Source organism: Streptomyces sp. Qhu_M48, from assembly GCF_051305195.1.
In the GTDB taxonomy this organism is placed as follows: Bacteria; Actinomycetota; Actinomycetes; order Streptomycetales; family Streptomycetaceae; genus Streptomyces.
In genome coordinates, this window is record NZ_CP195432.1 from 6,603,298 (window position 1) to 6,621,655 (window position 18,358).

Sequence of the window (18,358 nt, forward strand, 5' to 3'; positions counted from 1 at the left end):
GTAGGGCGGCTCCCGGAGTCGCACCAGACACCCGGAACCTCTCAATCACCTTCATTTTCAAGGCAGTTGGGAGGAAACAGGGCGGTGATGCGGTGGGGCTATCGGCGGTTGACATCATCCCCGTACGCCCCGGCTCCACCGAGACTCTCTCCAGTCCCCTACAGGAGGAGCCCCCCATGCGTCACCCCAAGGTCCTCACCTCCGTGCTGGCCACCACCCTCGGCCTCGGCCTCGCCGCCTCCCTCGGCGCGGGTCCGGCGGCGGCCGCGAGCACCGACTCGACGAGCAAGGCCGTCGTGGCCTACGCCGGTTCGGCCGAGGAGGCGAAGGCCAACCAGGCCTTCTTCGACGCCGTCGTGAAGTCGGTGGCGAAGAAGCGGGCCGCCAACCCCGGCGCGGCCGCCGTCACCGTCGTCTACAGCGCCTCCAACGCGCCGAGCTTCCGCACCCAGATAGCCCGCTCCACCCAGATCTGGAACAGCTCGGTGGTGAACGTCCGGCTCGTCGAGGGCGGCAACCCGGACTTCGCCTACTACGAGGGCAACGACTCCCGTGGCTCGTACGCGAGCACCGACGGACACGGCAGCGGCTACATCTTCCTCGACTACCGGCAGAACCAGCAGTACAACTCCACCCGCGTGACCGCCCACGAGACCGGACACGTCCTGGGCCTGCCGGACCGCTACAGCGGGCCGTGCAGCGAGCTGATGTCGGGCGGCGGTCCCGGCACGTCCTGCCAGAACGCCCAGCCGAACGCCCAGGAGCGCTCCCGCGTCGACCAGTTGTGGCGCTACGGCCTCGCCTCCGCCTTCAAGGGCTGAGCGGGCGGCTCGCCTCCGCCCTCACGGGCCGAGCGGGCGGGAAGAACATGACGGCGGCGCCCTCTCCCCGGGGCGCCGCCGTCCTCGTGCTCGGGCGGCCTCCTGGTCAGGGCCGCCTGGATCTCGTGTTCAGGCCGCCTGGAGCAGTCGGCGGCCGAAATCCGCGCCGGGCGGCAGCTGGCGCCGGACCCGCTCCAGCGCCCCGTCGAAGTCACCCCCGGCGACGCACGACTCGAAGGCGGCGCCGCCGTAGTGCAGCGTTAGGCTGAGGTCCGCGCGCTCACCGAGCGTCAGCAGACAGGCCAGCGTGGCCTCCTGGGCGACACCGTCCAGGACGACGGGGAGCGGCAGGTCCCACTCCAGGACACAGCCGGTGAGGGCCTGTCCGCCCTCCTCGGCCGCGCTCAGCGCGGCGAAGCTCTCGCCCGTGTACTCGATCCCCCTGATCCGGGTGGCGACGTGCCGCCCGTCGGCCGTGATGACGATCGCTTCCGCGCCGCTGCGGTCCCGGTACCAGCCGGTCCAGACTTCTGTCGACTCCGATGACATGCGCGGACTGTAGCGGTATGACCGGCTCCAGCGCTCGGCCGGTCACCCCGTGGCCGGACTTCTCCCGTTCTCGACGTTCTTGCCGGTCACGTGCGGGCTCGCGGCTTCCGCACCCGTGACCGCGCCCCTGCCCGCACCCAGGTCCGTGTGCTCGCCCCCGGCCACGTCGGTGCCCACGTCGGTGCCCGCTTCCGTGCCCGCTACCGGGTCCTCGTGGGGCGAACAGTCGGGGCTGTGACAGGGCTGGACCTCCCACTCCGGCACCCAGGCCCCGAGGACCTTGTGCCGGGTGGCCACCATGGCACGCGGGTTGCCGCAGGCCGGACACCTGTACTCGGCCCGGGGGTCCCGCGTCGTCGTGCGAGGCGCCTCGTCCACCATGTCTCCAGGGTAGGACGCCTCGCACGGGAGCGCTTCCCGCCGCTACCGCTTCCTGGTGTACGTACGGACGATCACGCCGTTGTCGAAGACGCGCACGTCGGCGAGGTCGAAGTCACGGGGCTCGAAGCCGGCGCCGAACATCGGCATGCCGGTGCCGTAGACCTGCGGATACGTCTTGATGATCAGCTCGTCGATCTCCTCGATGAGCTCACCCGCGATGGTGGAGCCGCCGCACAGCCAGACGCCCAGCGGGCCGTCCTCGGCCTTGAGCTCGCGGACGCGCCCGACGAGGTCGTCGGCGATCAGCTCGACGTCGGGGTGGGGCGACTCGGCCAGCGAGCGGGTGGCGACGAACTCCCGCAGGTGGCTGTAGGGGCTGGTGATGCCGACGTCCAGGGCGAGCCGGTACGACCGCATCCCCTGCACGACGGTGTCGAAGTGCCTGTTCTCGCCCTCCACGCCGAGGATCTCCCGTGCGTGCGTCGGGAAGGTCTCCGGGTACTCGGCGCCCATGGCCTGCCCGTAGGAGCCCTCCGAGTACTTGAACATCGACGTGGCATCGCCCTCGGGGTCACCGATGAAGCCGTCGATGGTGCAGGCGATGTAGTACGTCAGCTTGCGCAAACCGGTCCTCATTCTCCTTCGGAGCGTGGCCGCGATCGCAACCACGACGGCTATAGTGCTTCACCTGTAGTGGTTACGCAAGACCTATGTTCGAAGAGATCCCGGAGAGATCCCGGAGAGATCCCGAAGAGGGCCGGAGAGGTCCGGAGAGATCCACGGTGGTCCACAGAGGTCCGCTGAGTTACGACGTGACCGGAGGCTTCGAGAGAATCGCTCCGGACAGAGGGAGCCCGACATGGCGAGAAACCCGGAACGCCGCACGGCGCTGCTCGACGCCGCGATCCAGGTCCTGGCGGACGAGGGCGCCCGCGGGCTCACCTTCCGGGCGGTCGACGCCGGGTCGGGGGTCCCCACGGGCACCTCGTCCAACTACTTCCGCGACCGGGACCACCTGCTCTCCCAGGTCGCCGACCGCATCTTCGTGCGGCTCACCCCCGCGCCAGGGGTCATCGAGGACTCGCTGGTGCCGACACCGAGCCGCGCTCTGGTCGTCGAGCTCATGCGGCAACTCGCCCAGCGGCTCGCCGCCGAGCGCACCTGCTACCTCGGCCTCTTCGAGCTCCGTCTCGAAGCCGCCCGCCGCCCAGAGCTGCGGACCCAGCTCACCAAGGTGCTCCGCGCCGACCTCGACGAGAACGTCCGGCTGCACCTCTCCTCGGACATGCCCGGGGACGCGGACACGGTCCGGCTGCTCTACTTCGCCCTCACCGGGCTGCTGTTCGACCACTTCACGGTTCCCGGCCTCCACGGCGACCGGGACCTGGACGACCTGATCGAGACGGTGGTCAGCCGGATCGTCCCCGAGGTGTGACCGCCCGTCCCGGGGCTCAGCGCGTACGCCTCGTGACGAACTCCGCAAGGGCCAGCAGGTCCCCCGCCGCCGTCAGGTCCGGGACCGCCTGCGCCAGGTACTCGACGGCGCGGCCCATCCGCTCGGCCGCCTGGGCCTGGGCCCAGTCGCGCCCGCCGGCCCGCTCGACCGCGTCCGCGGCGGCCCGGACCGCCGCCGCGTCGAGGACCGGACGGGAGTACAGCTCGGCCAGCTCCTCCCCCGCCGCCGTCCCGGAGGCGAGCGCCGCCACCACCGGAAGCGACTTCTTGTGGGCGACCAGATCGGCCCCTGCCGGCTTGCCCGTACGGTCAGGGTCGCCCCAGATCCCGATGAGGTCGTCGATCAGCTGGAAGGCGAGGCCGGCCTCCCGGCCGAAGGCGTCCATCGCCGCGACCTCCTCCTCGCCGGCGCCCGCGTAGAGCGCGCCGATGGCACAGGAGCAGCCGAGCAGCGCACCGGTCTTGGCGGTGGCCATGGCCATGCACTCGTCGAGGGAGACCTCGCGGGGCCCGCGCTGCTCGAAGGCGCAGTCCGCCTGCTGGCCCGCGCAGAGCTCGATGATGCAGGCGGTCAGGCGCGCGGAGGCGGCGGCCGACGCGGGGTGCGGGTCCTCGGCGAGCAGGCGCAGGGCGAGCGCGCTCATCGCGTCCCCGGCGATCAGCGCGTCCGGGATGCCGAAGACGGTCCAGGCGGTGGGCCGGTGTCTCCGGGTCGGGTCCTCGTCGACGATGTCGTCGTGGAGCAGGGTGAAGTTGTGGGCGAGCTCCACCGCGGCGGCGGCCTTCACGGCCACGGCCTCCTCGGCACCGAGGGCGCGGGCGGCCGCGAGCACCAGGGCGGGCCGGATCGCCTTGCCGGCCTGCTCGGCGGCCGGGCTGCCGTCGGCGTGCTCCCAGCCGAAGTGGTACATCGCGACGCGCCTTATGGAACCGGGCAGGGTCTCGACGGTCGAGCGCAGTTGGGGATGGACGGCTGTCCGCGTCCGGTCCAGGAGCCTCACGGCCCCCTGACCGTCACTGACGGCATCCGCACTGGCCATGGTCACGGTCATTTCCTTCGTATCCTCCGTGGCGATCTCATGTGTCGGCCCCGCGTGTCGGCCCCCACCGTTCGGCCTCGCGCGGCGGCCTGGTGGGGCGATCTCGCGGTGCGACGAACCGGGAACGCCCGGGGGCGGGAGGGTTCGGTCCCCGCCCCCGGGCGTCGGCGGCTCAGTGCCAGCGGCTGACCTCGACGTTCTCCAGGACACCGAGCGCGTCCGGGACGAGGACCGCCGCCGAGTAGTAGGCCGTGACCAGGTAGGAGATGATCGCCTGCTCGTCGATGCCCATGAAGCGGACCGAGAGGCTGGGCTCGATCTCGTCGGGGAGACCGGTCTGGTGGAGACCGATCACGCCCTGGTCGGCCTCGCCGGTACGCATGCAGATGATCGAGGTGGTCCGGGCGTCCGAGACCGGGATCTTGTTGCACGGGTAGATCGGCACACCGCGCCAGGTCGGGATGCGGTTGCCGTTGATGTCGATGGTCTCGGGCACCAGGCCGCGCTTGTTCAGCTCGCGCCCGAAGGCGGAGATGGCGCGCGGATGGGCGAGGAAGAGCTTGGAGCCCCGGCGGCGGGAGAGCAGCTCGTCCATGTCGTCCGGGCTGGGGGCGCCGTCGTGGGGCTGGATCCGCTGCTCGTAGTCGCAGTTGGAGAGGAGGCCGAACTCCTTGTTGTTGACCAGCTCGTACTCCTGGCGCTCGCGGAGCGCCTCGACCGTGAGCCGCAACTGCTGCTCGGTCTGGTTCATCGGCTGGTTGTAGAGGTCGGCGACGCGGCTGTGGACCTTCAGCACGGTCTGGGCGACGCTCAGCTCGTACTCGCGGGGCGAGGCGTCGTAGTCGACGTAGGTGTGCGGGACGACGGCCTCGCCGACGTGGCCGGCGGAGAGGTCGATCTCGGCCTCGCCGTAGTTGTTGGTGCGCTGGCGGGGCAGCGCCGCCACGCTCGCGAGATGGGCGGCGAGCGAGTCGGCCCGCTCCGCGAGGTTCCGCACGTCGTCCCGGGTGAGCTCCAGCACCGTGCAGGAGGTGGCCGCGCGGGCGGTCCACTCCCACGTGGCGTCCGGGTCGAGGAGCGAGGCGTCGCCGAAGTAGGAGCCGTCGGCGAGGACGCCGAGGACGGCCTCGTCGCCGTACGGCCCCTCGCCGATCTGCTCGATCCTGCCGTGCGCGAGGAGGTGGACCCGGTCGGTCGGCTCGCCCGCGACGGCGACGATCTCGCCGGCCGCGTACTCCCGCTGGCGGCAGCGGGACGCCAGCTCGGCCAGGGCCGCCTCGTCCTCGTAGCCGCGCAGGACGGGGAGTTCGCCGAGTTCGGCGGGGATGACCGCGACGCGCTCTCCGGTCTGGACGAAGGTGACGCGACCGTCGCCCACGGAGTAGCTGAGCCTCCGGTTCACCCGGTACGTACCGCCCTGCACCTGGACCCACGGCAGCGCCCGCAGCAGCCACCGTGAGGTGATCTCCTGCATCTGCGGCGCCGACTTGGTGGTCGTGGCGAGGTTCCGCGCGGCGGCGGTACCGAGACTCTGCTGCGGGGGCGCCTGCTGCTCCGCGCGGACCTCTTCGCCAACCGAACCAACGGACATGGAACTCCCTCTCGTATGACTGAGTTGCGAGACGAAGCCTTTCAGCACGGAACGTGTCGGCGCCATTACACATTCGAGTGGGACTGTTCGACAAACTTCGGGGCATGTCACGTGATTTCCATCCGAACAGCGGAGCCCCGACCGCCGCACGACGCCCTGTCCTGATCGGCTCGCACACGGTCCGAACGGATGGCAACGGAGGAGCGGACTCCGGTACTCCGGTACTTCGGAAGCTGCCGGTCCTCCGGAAGCCCACCCGTTCTCCGAAGGGAGTCGGTCATGTCCATTCCCATGTCCGCGAGCAGGTTCCTCGACGCGCTGCGCGGCGAGGGCCTGGCGGTCGTCCAGGTCGGCCACTGGTCCACCCACAACCGCAACCACAAGGGCCCCTGGGGCCCGGTGCACGGCGTGATGATCCACCACACCGTGACCCGCGGCACCGCCCACACCGTCCGGATCTGCCGGGACGGCTACGCCGGCCTGCCGGGGCCGCTCTGCCACGGCGTCATCGCCAAGGACGGAACGGTCCACCTCGTCGGATACGGGCGCGCGAACCATGCGGGCCTCGGCGACGACGAGGTGCTCCGGGCGGTCGTCGCCGAGCAGGGGCTGCCGCCCGACGACGAGACCACCACGGACGGCAACCGGTACTTCTACGGCTTCGAGTGCGAGAACCTCGGCGACGGCGTGGACCCGTGGCCGAAGGTCCAGCTGGACGCCATCGCCAAGGCGGCGGCCGCGGTGTGCCGGGTGCACGGCTGGACGCAGCGCTCGGTCATCGGGCACCGCGAGTGGCAGCCGGGGAAGGTCGACCCGCGCGGCTTCACGATGGCCTCGATGCGGGAGCGGGTGGCCGACCTGCTGGGCTGACCGCGCCGGGCACACGGACAATGGCCGGGTGAACGCGTTCGACCTCTCCCCCCTGCGGCCCCGGCTCCCCTCGCCCCTGGAGCCGGTGGCGGACGAGCGCTTCACCCGGCGCGGGCTCACCCTGCTGCTCAAGCGCGAGGACCTCATCCACCCCGACCTGCCGGGCAACAAGTGGCGCAAGCTCGCGCTCAACCTGGGCGCGGCGGGCGGGCGTCCCGTGCTCACTTTCGGCGGCGCGTACTCCAACCACCTGCGGGCGACGGCGGCGGCGGGCCGGCTGCTCGGCTTCCCGACGATCGGGATCGTGCGCGGCGACGAGCTGGCCGGGCGCCCGCTCAACCCCTCGCTCGCGCGGTGCGCGGCGGACGGGATGCGGCTGGAGTTCGTGGACCGGGCCACGTACCGGGCGAAGAACGACCCGGCCACGCGCGCGGCGCTCCTGGAACGGGCCCCCGCGGGCGCGTACGTGGTCCCGGAGGGCGGCAGCAACGCGCTCGCCGTCCAGGGGTGCGTGGAGCTGGGCCGCGAGCTGGCCGGGGCGGCGGACACGGTCGCCGTCGCCTGCGGCACCGGCGGCACCCTGGCGGGCCTCGCGGCGGGCCTCTCCCCCGGCCAGCGGGCGCTGGGCGTCCCGGTCCTCAGGGGCGGCTTCCTGGGCGGCGAGGTGCGTGCCCTCCAGGAGGCGGCGTTCGGCGGCCCGCGCGGCGACTGGACCCTGGACGAGCGGTTCCACTCCGGGAGGTACGCGCGCGTGCCCCCGGCGCTCGACGCGTTCGCACGCGACTTCGAGGCGCGGCACGGACTCGCCATCGAGCGGCTGTATGTGGCCAAAATGCTGCACGGCCTCACCACCCTGGCGGAGGAGGGCGCGTTCCCGGCGGGTAGCCGGCTCGTGGCGGTGGTGACGGGCGCCCCGGACGCGCCCCGCGCCCCCGACGGGGCTCAGTCCACGGCCTCCTCGCGGTAGGCGGCGGCCTCCTCCAGGTCGAGCCGGCGGAGCAGGGTCCGCATCATCTCGTCGTCGATCCGCCGTGCGTCGCGCAGCTGGACGAAGACCTCGCGCTCGGCGCCGATCATCTCGCGCGACAGTCGCCGGTAGGTGTCGTCGGCGGTCTCCCCGGTGACCTCGTTGACGGCGCCGAGCCGCTCCCAGACCGCGTTGCGGCGGCGCTCCAGGACGGTGCGGAGCCGGTCGGCGAGGGGCTGCGGCAGGGCGTTGCGCTCGTCCGCGAGGAGCGCTTCGAGGCGTGCCTCCGCGGCCTGTGAGGCCTCGCTCTGGGCCTGCGCCTCGGCCAGGGTCTCCGCGTACCGGTCCCGGCCGGGGAGCTTCAGGAAGCGGATGAGGGGCGGCAGGGTGAGGCCCTGCACCACGAGGGTGCCGATGACGGTGGTGAAGGTGAGGAAGAGGACCAGGTTGCGGGCCGGGAACTCCACGCCGTCGGTGACGACGGGGATGGAGAAGGCGATGGCGAGGGAGACCACCCCGCGCATGCCGGCCCAGCCGACGACGAGGGGCGCCCTCCAGTCCACCCCCGGTTCCCGTTCCCGGACACGGGAGGAGAGCCGGGGCAGGAAGGTCGCCGGATAGACCCAGACGAAGCGGACGACGACCACGGCGACGAAGACCCCGACCGCGTACCAGACCGCCTCACCGATGCCGTACCGCCCGAGGCCCTGCACGACGTACGGCAGTTGGAGGCCGATCAGGGCGAAGACGGCGGACTCCAGGACGAAGGCGACCATCTTCCAGACGGCCTCCTCCTGGAGCCGGGTCGCGAAGTCGACCTGCCAGGCACGGTGGCCGAGGAAGAGGCCGACCACGACGACGGCGAGGACCCCGGAGGCGCCGACCTCCTCGGCGGCCGCGTACGCGACGAAGGGGATGAGGAGGGAGAGGGTGTTCTGGAGGAGCGAGTCGCCCAGGCCGCGGCGCAGCCAGTGGATGGGGACCATGAGGACCAGGCCCACCCCGATGCCGCCGAGGGCCGCGAGCGCGAACTCCCCCACTCCCCCCGCCCAGCTGACGCCCTCGCCGACGGCCGCCGCGAGGGCGACCTTGAACGCGGTGATGGCGGTGGCGTCGTTCACGAGGGACTCGCCCTGGAGGATCGTGGTGATCCGGTTCGGCAGGCCGAGCTTGCGGGCGATGGCCGTGGCGGCGACGGCGTCCGGCGGGGCGATCACGGCGCCGAGCACCAGGGCCGCGGTGAGCGGCAGATCGGGGACGAGGACGTACGCGAGCCACCCCACGGCCACCGTGGCGAAGAGGACGTACCCGACGGAGAGCAGGGCGACCGGCCGGATGTTGGCCCGCAGGTCGAGGTACGAGGAGTCGACCGCCGCCGTGTAGAGGAGCGGAGGCAGGATCAGCGGCAGCACGATGTGCGGGTCGAGGGTGTAGTCGGGGACGCCGGGGACGTACGAGGCGGCGAGGCCGGCCGCGACCAGGAGGAGCGGAGCGGGCACGGGGGTCCTCCGGGCGACCCCCGCGATCGCGGCGCTCGCCGCCACCAGCGCCACCAGTTGCAGTGCATCCATGCCCGTCCCCGTCTCCTGCCGCAAAGTATCCTGGCCATCATGAGCGAGTGCCCCCACGTTGCCGAAATGCCGCGCCCCGAACCGGCGCCGCTGGCCGACACCTGCCCCGAGTGCCTGGCGGACGGGACGCACCCGGTCCAGCTGCGGCTCTGTCTGAGCTGCGGGCACGTGGGCTGCTGCGACTCCTCGGCGGGGCGGCACGCGACGGGGCACTTCTCGTCGTCCGGGCACCCGGTGATGCGGACCTTCGAACCGGGCGAGGCCTGGCGCTGGTGCTTCGTGGACGGCTCGATCGTCTGAGGGGGCCCGCCCCCGACGCCGGCCCGGGCGTCCGGCACGGCGGGCCGGTACGTCGGGCTACGGCGGGCCGGTGCGGTCGTCCGACGGTACGACCGTCCGGCGATTCGGCCGTCCGACGATTCGGCCGCCCCGCGGTTGGGTACGTCACCCCTCCGCCGGTCGCACGTTCCCGGCCCCGCAGACTCCCGCCCACCGTCCGCACCCATGGGCCTACCATGGGTGACGAGCGGTGACCGGAGGGCCGGTGGGGGCGGGGACTCGCGGCGACACGGCGGGACGGATCGCGATAGCGTCACGGCGGACTGCGCAGCCCCCTGCGTACCGCCCGGTTCGGGGGCCTCTCCCCCCGAACCCCGAATGAGCTTGTGCCACCTTGGAGGTGAGGGTGTCCCAGATCGCAGGCGAGCCCGGGACCCAGGACTTCGTGGAAGTCCGGCTGCCCGCTGCGGGTGCCTATCTGTCCGTGCTGCGTACGGCCACGGCCGGCCTCGCGGCGCGCTTGGACTTCACCCTCGACGAGATCGAGGACTTGCGGATCGCGGTCGACGAGGCCTGCGCCATCCTGCTCCAGCAGGCCGTGCCCGGATCCGTCCTCAGCTGTGTCTTCCGGCTGGTCGACGACTCCCTCGACGTGACCGTCTCCGCCCCGACCACGGACGGCCGGGCACCCGAGCGCGACACGTTCGCCTGGACGGTGCTGTCGGCGCTGGCCGGGAAGGTGGAATCGTCGGTGGCCGACGACCGTACGGTCTCGATCAGCCTGTACAAACAGCGCGGCGCGGGGCCAGGCCCGGCGTGAGGAGCGGGGACGCGACGGCCGGCATCCCTGAGCAGCAGGCGCGGCCGTATGAGGTCGCTACGGAGCAGGCGGACCAGATGAGCGAGCACGAGCAGCACCTTGAGGTTCCCGAGACGCCGGGCGTCTCCGAAGCCCCCCGGGGCCCCGCGAGTGCGGAAGGCTCCTCCGGGACGTCCGGGGAGCCCACGTCGGCGGAGTCCCCGACGGAGGGGCCCGGGGCGGGCGGGGCCGAGGCCGACGGGACGGACGCGGAGGCGGGGAAACCGGGGGACGACGACGAGGCCGACGAGGCCCCGGAGGTCCCCCGTACCGCCGCGCACGACCGGAGCGGCGCCCGTGCCCTCTTCGTCACGCTGCGCGAACTGCCCGAGGGCTCCCCGGAGAAGGCCGAGCTGCGCAACCGGCTGGTGCGGATGCACCTGCCGCTGGTCGAGCACCTGGCCCGGCGCTTCCGCAACCGCGGCGAGCCGCTGGACGACCTGACGCAGGTGGCGACGATCGGCCTGATCAAGTCGGTCGACCGCTTCGACCCGGAGCGGGGCGTCGAGTTCTCGACGTACGCGACCCCCACGGTCGTCGGCGAGATCAAGCGCCACTTCCGCGACAAGGGCTGGGCGGTCCGGGTGCCGCGCCGGCTCCAGGAGCTGCGTCTCTCGCTGACCACGGCGACGGCGGAGCTCTCCCAGCAGCACGGCCGCTCGCCGACGGTGCACGAGCTGGCCGAGCGGCTCGGGATCTCGGAGGAGGAGGTCCTGGAGGGTCTGGAGTCGGCGAACGCCTACTCGACGCTCTCCCTGGACGTTCCCGACACCGACGACGAGTCGCCGGCGGTCGCGGACACGCTGGGCGCGGAGGACGAGGCCCTGGAGGGGGTCGAGTACCGGGAGTCGCTCAAGCCTCTCCTGGAGGACCTGCCGCCCCGGGAGAAACGGATCCTGCTGCTCCGCTTCTTCGGGAACATGACCCAGTCGCAGATCGCGCAGGAGGTGGGCATCTCGCAGATGCACGTCTCCCGACTGCTCGCCAGGACCCTCGCCCAACTGCGGGAGAAGCTCCTGGTGGAGGAGTAGGTCCTAGGGGGTGTCCTGGCCGGGGCGCCGGATGCCGAGCGCCTCGGTCGTGGCCGGGTTCACCAGGAGGACGAGCCCGGCGACGGCCAGGACGCCGAGGACGACGCCGGCCGGGATCATCGCGCTGTCCGACTGGAGCATCTGCCAGGCGACCGGCAGCGCCAGGATCTGGGTGATCACGGCCGGGCCGCGGCTCCAGGAGCGGCGCAGCCACAGACCGCGGGCGGCGGCGAGCGGGATCAGACCGAGTGCGACGAGCGTCACAGCGCCGGTCGCGGCGCCGGTGAGGTCGTCGGACGTCCCGGTCAGCGCGTGCACCAGCATGTACACGCCACCGGCGAGGAGCCCGAGGGCCTCGATACCGGCCACGGCCGCCGCGGCGGCGAGACGGGCGGGTCGGGGGGTCTGCTCCGTACTGCTCATAGAGGGCAGGGTAGCGGGGGCGGGGCGGGGCGGCGGAAGCCGGGCGAGGCCGTCCACGGATCGGGCTGGACTGGGCCCGGTACCGCCGGGTAGGTACCCTGGCGCTCATGCGCGCACTTCTCGTGGTCAACCCGGCAGCCACCACCACCAGTGCCCGCACCCGTGACGTGCTCATCCACGCGCTCGCGAGCGAGATGAAGATCGAGGCGGTCACCACCGAGTACCGCGGGCACGCCCGCGACGTGGGCCGACGGGCCGCCGACTCCGGCAACATCGACCTCGTCGTGGCCCTCGGCGGCGACGGCACGGTCAACGAGGTCGTGAACGGACTGCTGCACGACGGGCCCGATCCCGAGCGGCTTCCGGGCCTCGCCGTGGTCCCCGGCGGGTCGACCAACGTCTTCGCCCGCGCCCTCGGACTGCCGAACGACGCGGTGGAGGCGACCGGCGCGCTGCTCGACGCGTTGCGTGAGCGGCGGACACGCACAGTGAGCCTCGGTCTGGCCTCGGGTGCGCCGGGCACGGAGGACGAGTCGGTTCCGGCCCGCTGGTTCACCTTCTGCGCCGGCCTCGGATTCGACGCCAGTGTCATCGGCCGGGTCGAACAGCAGCGGGAGCGCGGGAAGAGATCCACGCACGCCCTCTATCTGCGCCAGGTGGTGCGCCAGTTCCTGGAGGAACCGCACCGGCGGCACGGCACGATCACCCTGGAGCGCCCCGGCGTCGAGCCGGTGGAGGACCTGGTCCTCTCCATAATCTGCAACACCTCCCCCTGGACCTACCTGGGCAATCGTCCGGTGTACGCGTCCCCGGAGGCCTCCTTCGAAACAGCGCTGGACGTGCTCGGACTGCGCCGTCTCTCCACTCCGGCGGTGGCCCGTTACGCCACCCAGCTGCTCACCTCGACCCCGGAACGAGGGCCTCGCGGCAAGCATGCGGTATCCCTGCACGACCTGACCGACTTCACCTTGCATTCGAAGGTCCCGCTCCCCCTCCAGATGGACGGAGACCACCTGGGACTGCGTACGAGCGTGGCGTTCACAGGCGTACGCCGTGCACTGCGTGTGATTGTGTGAGTGGAAGGGCCCAAAGTCCTTTCACTCGAACGTTTAGGCGCGCATCCACCCCTTAGAAGTACGGCTGTGACCTAGCCGACACCGAGGAATCAAAAAAAACTTTCCGGAAGGGGTTGTATCCGCTGCCGAGGTTTGCGAGTCTCTTCTTGGCGATCGGGACGGCCCGCAACACCGGCCTCCACTGAGAGCCAGAACCCCTCCTCAGTCTTAGGACCACACCAGTTCATCTGGCAGTCGGCCCTTCCCTTGCGGGGGGATTCGTGAAAGCGTTCACATTCACAAGCAACCCGCATGTAATACCAAGAGAGGTAGCAGCCATGGACTGGCGTCACAACGCCGTTTGTCGTGAGGAAGACCCCGAGCTGTTCTTCCCCATCGGCAACACCGGTCCTGCGCTGCTGCAGATCGAGGAAGCCAAGGCCGTCTGCCGCCGCTGCCCCGTCATGGAGCAGTGCCTGCAGTGGGCGCTCGAGTCCGGCCAGGACTCGGGCGTCTGGGGTGGCCTCAGCGAGGACGAGCGCCGCGCGATGAAGCGCCGTGCCGCTCGCAACCGGGCGCGTAACGCCAGCGCCTGACGCCCCACCGACAGCCTGAGGCCAGCGGCGCATACATCGCGTATGCAATCACCGCCCCCGAGCCGCAGCGCGCAGCAGTAACCCACAGCATTCGAGCCCCGGACCGAGTTCCTTCGGTCCGGGGCTCGCTGCCGTCCGCCGCCGAGATCCCTTCCGCGGGGGGACCGGCTTCAGCGGCGGGCCCCTTCCACGGTCGGCTACTTCTGCGGCTGTACGGGGATGTCGAGGACCACCTTCGTGCCGCGCTCGGCGCCCGGCAGCATGTCGAAGGATCCGCCCAACTCCCCTTCCACCAGGGTCCGTACGATCTGGAGACCGAGGTTGCCGGCCCGCTGGGGGTCGAAGCCCTCGGGCAGTCCGCGGCCGTCGTCCTTGACCGTGATCAGGAGCCGGGCGTCGGCCCGGGGTTCGCCGCGCACGGCGGTGACCTCGACGGTGCCCTCGTCGCCCTGGGCGAACGCGTGCTCCAAGGCGTTCTGGAGAACCTCGGTGAGGACCATGGAGAGCGGGGTCGCGACCTCGGCGTCGAGAATGCCGAAGCGGCCGTTGCGCCGGCAGGTGACCCTGCCCGGAGAGATCTCGGCCACCATCGCGATCACCCGGTCGGCGATCTCGTCGAACTCCACCCGTTCGTCCAGGTTCTGGGACAGCGTCTCATGGACGATGGCGATCGAACCGACGCGCCGCACGGCCTCGTTGAGGGCCTCACGGCCGTGGTCGGAGTCCATCCGGCGGGCCTGGAGACGCAACAGGGCGGCCACGGTCTGGAGGTTGTTCTTCACCCGGTGGTGGATCTCCCGGATGGTGGCGTCCTTGGTGATCAACTCGCGCTCGCGGCGACGCAGTTCGGTGACGTCCCGGAGCAGGACCAGCGAACCGATGCGGGTGCCCTTGGGCTTGAGCGGGATCGCCCTCAGCTGGATCACCCCGCCGTTGCCCTCGACCTCGAACTCGCGCGGCGCGTAGCCGGAGGCCAGGGTCACCAGGGCCTCGTCCACCGGGCCGCGGGAGGGCGCGAGTTCGGCGGTGATCTGGCCGAGGTGCTGGCCGACGAGGTCGGCGGCGAGGCCGAGCCGGTGGTAGGCGGAGAGGGCGTTGGGAGAGGCGTACTGGACGATGCCCTCGGCGTCCAGGCGGACGAGTCCGTCGCCGGCCCGGGGCGAGGAGTCCATGTCGACCTGCTCGCCGGGGAAGGGGAAGGTCCCGGCCGCGATCATCTGCGCGAGGTCGGAGGCGGACTGGAGGTAGGTGAGTTCGAGCCGGGAGGGGGTACGGACGGTCAGCAGGTTGGTGTTGCGGGCGATGACACCGAGGACCCGGCCCTCGCGGCGCACGGGGATGGACTCGACCCGTACCGGGACCTCCTCGCGCCACTCCGGGTCGCCCTCGCGGACGATCCTGCCCTCGTCGAGCGCGGCGTCCAGCAGCGGACGGCGACCGCGCGGCACCAGATGGCCGATCATGTCGTCCTGATAGGAGGTGGGGCCGGTGTTCGGCCGCATCTGCGCGACGGAGACGTACCGCGTACCGTCGAGGGTCGGAACCCAGAGGACGAGGTCGGCGAAGGAGAGGTCGGAGAGCAGCTGCCACTCCGACACCAGCAGGTGGAGCCACTCGAGGTCCGAGTCGCTCAGGGCGGTGTGCTGGCGCACGAGGTCGTTCATGGAGGGCACGGTGCGAGCGTACCCGCGGAACAAACGGGCGGTGAACCTGGATCTCCGGGCGTTCGTACTGGAGGATGGGCCATGAACCACCGCGTTCCTGTGGATGGACAGACAAGAATGGTCTAGTCCACAATGAACGCAACAGAGCCTCCATCCTCCCCGCACAGGAGGATGGAACGAGGTACCCGACGCTCTCTGCCCTGACTGCGTCGAGACCTCCCACAACGGCCGAGGGACCGCACACCCCCGGCCGGCGCAACTCCGGGCTGCGGTGCCGGGCGGGCTGAGGGTCCCGCCGGGCGCCGCGGCCCGCGGGTGTTTCCGGGGGCCGCGCACCGGCCTCCGGGCTCTCTCCGCGCCGCTGTCCGGACCTCCTCGCGGGCCGCTCTCCGAGCCTTCCGCGGCCCCTTCCCGGGCCTTCCCGGTGGCCCCTTTCCGGACCTCTCCCCGCAGGACCCTCCCCATAGGCACCTCTCCGCGGGCGTCTTCTGGGGCCCCTCCCCGCAGGCACCTCCGGGAGCCTCCCCGTGGGCCGCTCCCGGCCCGCCCCGTGTCACTCCCCCGTCGGCCAGGCCCGCATCGCCAGCTCGGCGACGGCCGCCAGCTCCTCCTCCGTCGCCCCGTCGCGGGCCTGCTGGGACATGCCCTGGAGGACGGCGCCGCTGAAGCGGGCCAGCGCTCGGGCGTCGGTGTCGGCCGGCAGCTCGCCGGACTCGGCACCCCGGCGGATCCGGGCCTCCATGGACGCCAGATTGGAGTTCCTGCGCACCCGCAGGGACTCCTCGACCTCGGGGGTCGAGCAGTTGATCGCGGCGGAGATCATCAGGCAGCCCCGGGGGTGGCCCGGCTCCGTGAAGAGCCAGGCGGCCTCGCCGAGGAGGCGGCCGATGGCCCGGCGGGCGGTCGGCTCCTCCTCGAAGGCCCGGCCGCCGTACGCGCCGTACGAGGTGGCGTACGCCTCGACGACCTCCTCGAACAGCGTCTTCTTGTCGCCGAAGGCGGCGTAGAGGCTGGGGGCGCTGATGCCCATGGCACGGGTCAGATCGGAGACGGAGGTCGTCTCGTAGCCGTGCTCCCAGAAGGCCATCGTCGCCTTCTCCAGGGCCGTGAGCCGGTCGAAGGAGCGAGGGCGGCCGCGCGGTGTCGTCACCATGGAGTGAATTCTATAGCGTCCGCTACGGAAAGTGGGGTACGGTCTTTTCATAACGACCGCTACAGAAATGAGGGGGGCGTCGTCATGGGCGTGCTCGAAGGCACGACGGCCGCGGAGAACACGGCAGGGGACACGGCAGCGGACGCGACGGAGCGGGCGGCCGTGCGGTCGACCGGGAAGCTGGTCGGGAAGACGGCCCTGGTGACGGGCGGCAGCCGGGGCATCGGGCGCGGGATCGCCGAGCGGCTCGGCCGCGAGGGGGCGCGGGTCGCGGTGCACTACGGAAGCAACGAGACCGCGGCGAAGGAGACGGTCGCGGCGATCGAGGCGGCCGGCGGCGAGGCGTTCGCGCTCGGCCAGGAGCTGGGGGTGCCCGGGGACGCCGCCGCCCTGTGGGAGGCGTTCGACACGGCCGTCGGGGGCGAGGGGGGCCTGGACATCCTGGTGAACAACGCGGGGATCGGGGCCTCGCAGCCCTTCGCGACCTTGACGGAGGAGGAGTACGACCGGGTCTTCGCGATCAACACCAGGGCGCCGTTCTTCGTGGCCCAGCTGGGGGCGGAGCGACTGCGGGACGGCGGACGCGTCATCAACGTCTCGACGGGTCTCACCAAGGCGGCGCTCATGCCGGAGCTGATCGCGTACTCGATGTCGAAGGCCGCGCTCGACGTCTTCACCCGGGACCTGTCGAAGGTCCTCGGGCCGCGCCGGATCACGGTCAACGCGCTGGCGCCGGGGATCGTGGACACCGACATCAACGCGGCCTGGCTGCGGGAGAGCGACGAGGCCTGGGCGGGGGCGGCGGCCCTGTCGGCGCTGGGCGGGGTCGGCACCCCGTCGGACATAGCCGATGTGGCGGCCTTCCTCGCCTCCGAGGACGCGCGCTGGGTGACGGGCCACTGGATCGACGCCACGGGCGGCTCCCTGACCTGAGCCGGGCGCCGTCGGAGAGGCAGGGTTCGCGGGCGGCTCCCTGGCCTGGGCGCGCACAAGAGGGGGCCGGGTTCACGGGGGACGAAGGGTGCGGAGCCCGTGGCGGGGCGCGTCGGAGGGGGCTGCGGCTGCGGGTTGGAAGGTGGGGCAGGGGTTCGAGTGGCTGGGGGGACCGGGGCGGCCGACGATGGAGGCGGCGGGGCGTCCGGGGGGCGGAACGGCATGAGGGGAAGGCCCCTCCTCTGCTAGATTTGCCCTTAGATTGGTCTATACCACACGGTCCCTCACCAGCCCCTCACCAGATCGGCAGGCACAGCGTGGAAGTTGTCATCGTCAAGGACGCCAAGGCGGGCGGCGAGCTCATCGCGGACGGCATCGCCGACCTCCTGCGCCGCAAGCCCGACGCGCTGCTCGGCGTGGCCACGGGCTCGACTCCGCTGCCCATCTACGACGCCCTGATCGCCCAGGTCACGGCCGGTTCCGTCGACGCCTCGCGGGCCCGGATCGCCCAGCTGGACGAGTACGTGGGCCTGCCCTCGGGCCACCCCGAGTCGTACCGCTCCACCGTGCTCCGCCAGGTCGTCGAGCCGCTCGGGCTCTCCGCGGAGGCCTTCATGGGGCCCGACGGCTCCGCCGAGGACGTCCAGGCTGCCTGTGAGGCGTACGACAAGGCGCTGACCGAGGCCGGTGGCGTGGACCTGCAGATCCTCGGCATCGGCACGGACGGGCACATCGGCTTCAACGAGCCGTGCTCCTCGCTCGCCTCCCGCACCCGGATCAAGACGCTCACCGAGCAGACCCGCGTGGACAACGCCCGCTTCTTCGACAACGACATCGAGCAGGTGCCGCACCACGTCATCACCCAGGGCATCGGCACCATCCTGGAGGCCCGTCACCTGGTGCTGCTGGCCACCGGCGAGGGCAAGGCCGAGGCCGTGGCGCAGACCGTCGAGGGCCCGGTGGCGGCGCTCGTGCCGGCCTCCGCGCTCCAGCTCCACCCGCACGCCACGGTCGTGGTGGACGAGGCCGCCGCGTCCAAGCTGAAGCTCGCGGACTACTTCCGCCACACCTTCGCCAGCAAGCCCTCCTGGCAGGGCATCTGAACCGCCCGGATCCCCCG

At 71.8% G+C, this 18,358-nt stretch carries 20 protein-coding genes; 11 read left to right on the plus strand and 9 right to left on the minus strand.

Translation table 11 applies throughout. The annotated features are described in order from the left end of the window. Positions 1 to 176 precede the first annotated feature (176 nt). Positions 177 to 821, plus strand: a complete 645-nt coding sequence (gene snpA / locus ACRRSS_RS29460) for a snapalysin (protein ID WP_435974087.1) — start codon at positions 177 to 179, stop codon at positions 819 to 821. Between the two features lie 129 nt (positions 822 to 950). Here snpA and ACRRSS_RS29465 read toward each other — a convergent pair whose 3' ends face one another. Genes ACRRSS_RS29465 through ACRRSS_RS29475 form a run of 3 tightly spaced genes read right to left on the minus strand, consistent with a single transcriptional unit; the run spans position 951 to position 2,375 of the window. After that, entirely contained in the window at positions 951 to 1,370 is a 420-nt protein-coding gene (locus ACRRSS_RS29465; RefSeq protein WP_435974088.1) for a DUF6304 family protein, read from the minus strand. A gap of 42 nt (positions 1,371 to 1,412) precedes the next feature. After that, positions 1,413 to 1,751 (minus strand): hypothetical protein, encoded by a 339-nt coding sequence (locus ACRRSS_RS29470; RefSeq protein ID WP_435974089.1) that lies wholly within the window; start codon positions 1,749 to 1,751, stop codon positions 1,413 to 1,415. A 42-nt stretch (positions 1,752 to 1,793) separates the two neighbouring features. Beyond that, a complete protein-coding gene (locus tag ACRRSS_RS29475) occupies positions 1,794 to 2,375 on the minus strand; it encodes a dihydrofolate reductase family protein (RefSeq protein ID WP_435974090.1) in 582 nt (193 codons plus the stop codon). 235 nt (positions 2,376 to 2,610) lie between these two features. On the opposite strand from ACRRSS_RS29475, the gene ACRRSS_RS29480 reads away from it, so the two are divergent. Continuing rightward, a complete protein-coding gene (locus ACRRSS_RS29480) occupies positions 2,611 to 3,186 on the plus strand; it encodes a TetR/AcrR family transcriptional regulator (protein ID WP_435974091.1) in 576 nt (191 codons plus the stop codon). 16 nt (positions 3,187 to 3,202) lie between these two features. On the opposite strand, the gene ACRRSS_RS29485 is transcribed toward ACRRSS_RS29480, so the two are convergent. Together ACRRSS_RS29485 and ACRRSS_RS29490 are read right to left on the minus strand one after the other, a co-directional pair. Continuing rightward, positions 3,203 to 4,246 carry a family 2 encapsulin nanocompartment cargo protein polyprenyl transferase gene (locus tag ACRRSS_RS29485; protein ID WP_435975453.1) on the minus strand — a complete coding sequence of 348 codons (1,044 nt, stop codon included), beginning with the start codon at positions 4,244 to 4,246 and terminating at the stop codon, positions 3,203 to 3,205. Between the two features lie 172 nt (positions 4,247 to 4,418). Next, complete coding sequence (locus tag ACRRSS_RS29490; protein ID WP_435974092.1) at positions 4,419 to 5,837, minus strand: family 2B encapsulin nanocompartment shell protein; 1,419 nt, start codon at positions 5,835 to 5,837, stop codon at positions 4,419 to 4,421. Between the two features lie 279 nt (positions 5,838 to 6,116). On the opposite strand from ACRRSS_RS29490, the gene ACRRSS_RS29495 reads away from it, so the two are divergent. Continuing rightward, on the plus strand, positions 6,117 to 6,707 hold the full coding sequence (locus ACRRSS_RS29495) for an N-acetylmuramoyl-L-alanine amidase (RefSeq protein WP_435974093.1): 591 nt from the start codon (positions 6,117 to 6,119) through the stop codon (positions 6,705 to 6,707). A 28-nt stretch (positions 6,708 to 6,735) separates the two neighbouring features. Next, on the plus strand, positions 6,736 to 7,674 hold the full coding sequence (locus tag ACRRSS_RS29500) for a 1-aminocyclopropane-1-carboxylate deaminase/D-cysteine desulfhydrase (protein WP_435974094.1): 939 nt from the start codon (positions 6,736 to 6,738) through the stop codon (positions 7,672 to 7,674). Here ACRRSS_RS29500 and ACRRSS_RS29505 read toward each other — a convergent pair. Continuing rightward, positions 7,650 to 9,245: a Na+/H+ antiporter gene (locus ACRRSS_RS29505; protein ID WP_435974095.1), complete on the minus strand. Its 1,596-nt coding sequence runs from the start codon at positions 9,243 to 9,245 to the stop codon at positions 7,650 to 7,652. The genes ACRRSS_RS29500 and ACRRSS_RS29505 overlap by 25 nt on opposite strands. Positions 9,246 to 9,284: 39 nt before the next feature. On the opposite strand from ACRRSS_RS29505, the gene ACRRSS_RS29510 reads away from it, so the two are divergent. The 3 genes from ACRRSS_RS29510 (at position 9,285) to ACRRSS_RS29520 (ending at position 11,414) form a co-directional block, all read left to right on the plus strand. Next, entirely contained in the window at positions 9,285 to 9,545 is a 261-nt protein-coding gene (locus ACRRSS_RS29510) for a UBP-type zinc finger domain-containing protein (RefSeq protein ID WP_435974096.1), read from the plus strand. A 385-nt stretch (positions 9,546 to 9,930) separates the two neighbouring features. After that, on the plus strand, positions 9,931 to 10,344 hold the full coding sequence (locus ACRRSS_RS29515) for an anti-sigma regulatory factor (RefSeq protein WP_019889334.1): 414 nt from the start codon (positions 9,931 to 9,933) through the stop codon (positions 10,342 to 10,344). Continuing rightward, a complete protein-coding gene (locus ACRRSS_RS29520; RefSeq protein WP_435974097.1) occupies positions 10,341 to 11,414 on the plus strand; it encodes a SigB/SigF/SigG family RNA polymerase sigma factor in 1,074 nt (357 codons plus the stop codon). Before ACRRSS_RS29515 ends, ACRRSS_RS29520 begins: the two co-directional genes overlap by 4 nt. A 3-nt stretch (positions 11,415 to 11,417) precedes the next feature. Here the strand turns inward: ACRRSS_RS29520 and ACRRSS_RS29525 are convergent, their stop codons facing one another. Then, positions 11,418 to 11,837: a hypothetical protein gene (locus ACRRSS_RS29525; RefSeq protein ID WP_435974098.1), complete on the minus strand. Its 420-nt coding sequence runs from the start codon at positions 11,835 to 11,837 to the stop codon at positions 11,418 to 11,420. A 107-nt stretch (positions 11,838 to 11,944) separates the two neighbouring features. Between ACRRSS_RS29525 and ACRRSS_RS29530 the strand changes: the two genes are divergently transcribed. Then, on the plus strand, positions 11,945 to 12,913 hold the full coding sequence (locus tag ACRRSS_RS29530) for a diacylglycerol/lipid kinase family protein (RefSeq protein WP_435974099.1): 969 nt from the start codon (positions 11,945 to 11,947) through the stop codon (positions 12,911 to 12,913). 317 nt (positions 12,914 to 13,230) lie between these two features. Then, complete coding sequence (locus ACRRSS_RS29535) at positions 13,231 to 13,488, plus strand: WhiB family transcriptional regulator (protein WP_003953983.1); 258 nt, start codon at positions 13,231 to 13,233, stop codon at positions 13,486 to 13,488. A 197-nt stretch (positions 13,489 to 13,685) separates the two neighbouring features. Here the strand turns inward: ACRRSS_RS29535 and ACRRSS_RS29540 are convergent, their stop codons facing one another. Together ACRRSS_RS29540 and ACRRSS_RS29545 are read right to left on the minus strand one after the other, a co-directional pair. After that, the gene (locus ACRRSS_RS29540; protein WP_435974100.1) at positions 13,686 to 15,152 is read right to left on the minus strand and encodes a sensor histidine kinase; all 1,467 of its coding nucleotides are present in this window, start codon (positions 15,150 to 15,152) and stop codon (positions 13,686 to 13,688) included. Between the two features lie 553 nt (positions 15,153 to 15,705). Beyond that, positions 15,706 to 16,305 carry a TetR/AcrR family transcriptional regulator gene (locus ACRRSS_RS29545; RefSeq protein WP_435974101.1) on the minus strand — a complete coding sequence of 200 codons (600 nt, stop codon included), beginning with the start codon at positions 16,303 to 16,305 and terminating at the stop codon, positions 15,706 to 15,708. Between the two features lie 84 nt (positions 16,306 to 16,389). On the opposite strand from ACRRSS_RS29545, the gene ACRRSS_RS29550 reads away from it, so the two are divergent. Both ACRRSS_RS29550 and nagB read left to right on the plus strand, forming a co-directional pair. Then, entirely contained in the window at positions 16,390 to 17,238 is an 849-nt protein-coding gene (locus ACRRSS_RS29550; protein WP_435974102.1) for an SDR family oxidoreductase, read from the plus strand. A gap of 317 nt (positions 17,239 to 17,555) precedes the next feature. Then, on the plus strand, positions 17,556 to 18,341 hold the full coding sequence (gene nagB / locus ACRRSS_RS29555; RefSeq protein WP_435974103.1) for a glucosamine-6-phosphate deaminase: 786 nt from the start codon (positions 17,556 to 17,558) through the stop codon (positions 18,339 to 18,341). Positions 18,342 to 18,358 lie beyond the last annotated feature (17 nt).

What these genes read in the sequence shown, in the direction of transcription:
- snpA (WP_435974087.1), top strand. Translation starts at nt 177, where the DNA reads ATGCGTCACCCCAAGGTCCTCACCTCCGTGCTGGCCACCACCCTCGGC.
- ACRRSS_RS29465 (WP_435974088.1), bottom strand. Translation starts at nt 1,370, where the DNA reads ATGTCATCGGAGTCGACAGAAGTCTGGACCGGCTGGTACCGGGACCGC.
- ACRRSS_RS29470 (WP_435974089.1), bottom strand. Translation starts at nt 1,751, where the DNA reads ATGGTGGACGAGGCGCCTCGCACGACGACGCGGGACCCCCGGGCCGAG.
- ACRRSS_RS29480 (WP_435974091.1), top strand. Translation starts at nt 2,611, where the DNA reads ATGGCGAGAAACCCGGAACGCCGCACGGCGCTGCTCGACGCCGCGATC.
- ACRRSS_RS29485 (WP_435975453.1), bottom strand. Translation starts at nt 4,246, where the DNA reads ATGGCCAGTGCGGATGCCGTCAGTGACGGTCAGGGGGCCGTGAGGCTC.
- ACRRSS_RS29490 (WP_435974092.1), bottom strand. Translation starts at nt 5,837, where the DNA reads ATGTCCGTTGGTTCGGTTGGCGAAGAGGTCCGCGCGGAGCAGCAGGCG.
- ACRRSS_RS29495 (WP_435974093.1), top strand. Translation starts at nt 6,117, where the DNA reads ATGTCCATTCCCATGTCCGCGAGCAGGTTCCTCGACGCGCTGCGCGGC.
- ACRRSS_RS29505 (WP_435974095.1), bottom strand. Translation starts at nt 9,245, where the DNA reads ATGGATGCACTGCAACTGGTGGCGCTGGTGGCGGCGAGCGCCGCGATC.
- ACRRSS_RS29510 (WP_435974096.1), top strand. Translation starts at nt 9,285, where the DNA reads ATGAGCGAGTGCCCCCACGTTGCCGAAATGCCGCGCCCCGAACCGGCG.
- ACRRSS_RS29525 (WP_435974098.1), bottom strand. Translation starts at nt 11,837, where the DNA reads ATGAGCAGTACGGAGCAGACCCCCCGACCCGCCCGTCTCGCCGCCGCG.
- ACRRSS_RS29530 (WP_435974099.1), top strand. Translation starts at nt 11,945, where the DNA reads ATGCGCGCACTTCTCGTGGTCAACCCGGCAGCCACCACCACCAGTGCC.
- ACRRSS_RS29535 (WP_003953983.1), top strand. Translation starts at nt 13,231, where the DNA reads ATGGACTGGCGTCACAACGCCGTTTGTCGTGAGGAAGACCCCGAGCTG.
- ACRRSS_RS29540 (WP_435974100.1), bottom strand. Translation starts at nt 15,152, where the DNA reads ATGAACGACCTCGTGCGCCAGCACACCGCCCTGAGCGACTCGGACCTC.
- ACRRSS_RS29545 (WP_435974101.1), bottom strand. Translation starts at nt 16,305, where the DNA reads ATGGTGACGACACCGCGCGGCCGCCCTCGCTCCTTCGACCGGCTCACG.
- ACRRSS_RS29550 (WP_435974102.1), top strand. Translation starts at nt 16,390, where the DNA reads ATGGGCGTGCTCGAAGGCACGACGGCCGCGGAGAACACGGCAGGGGAC.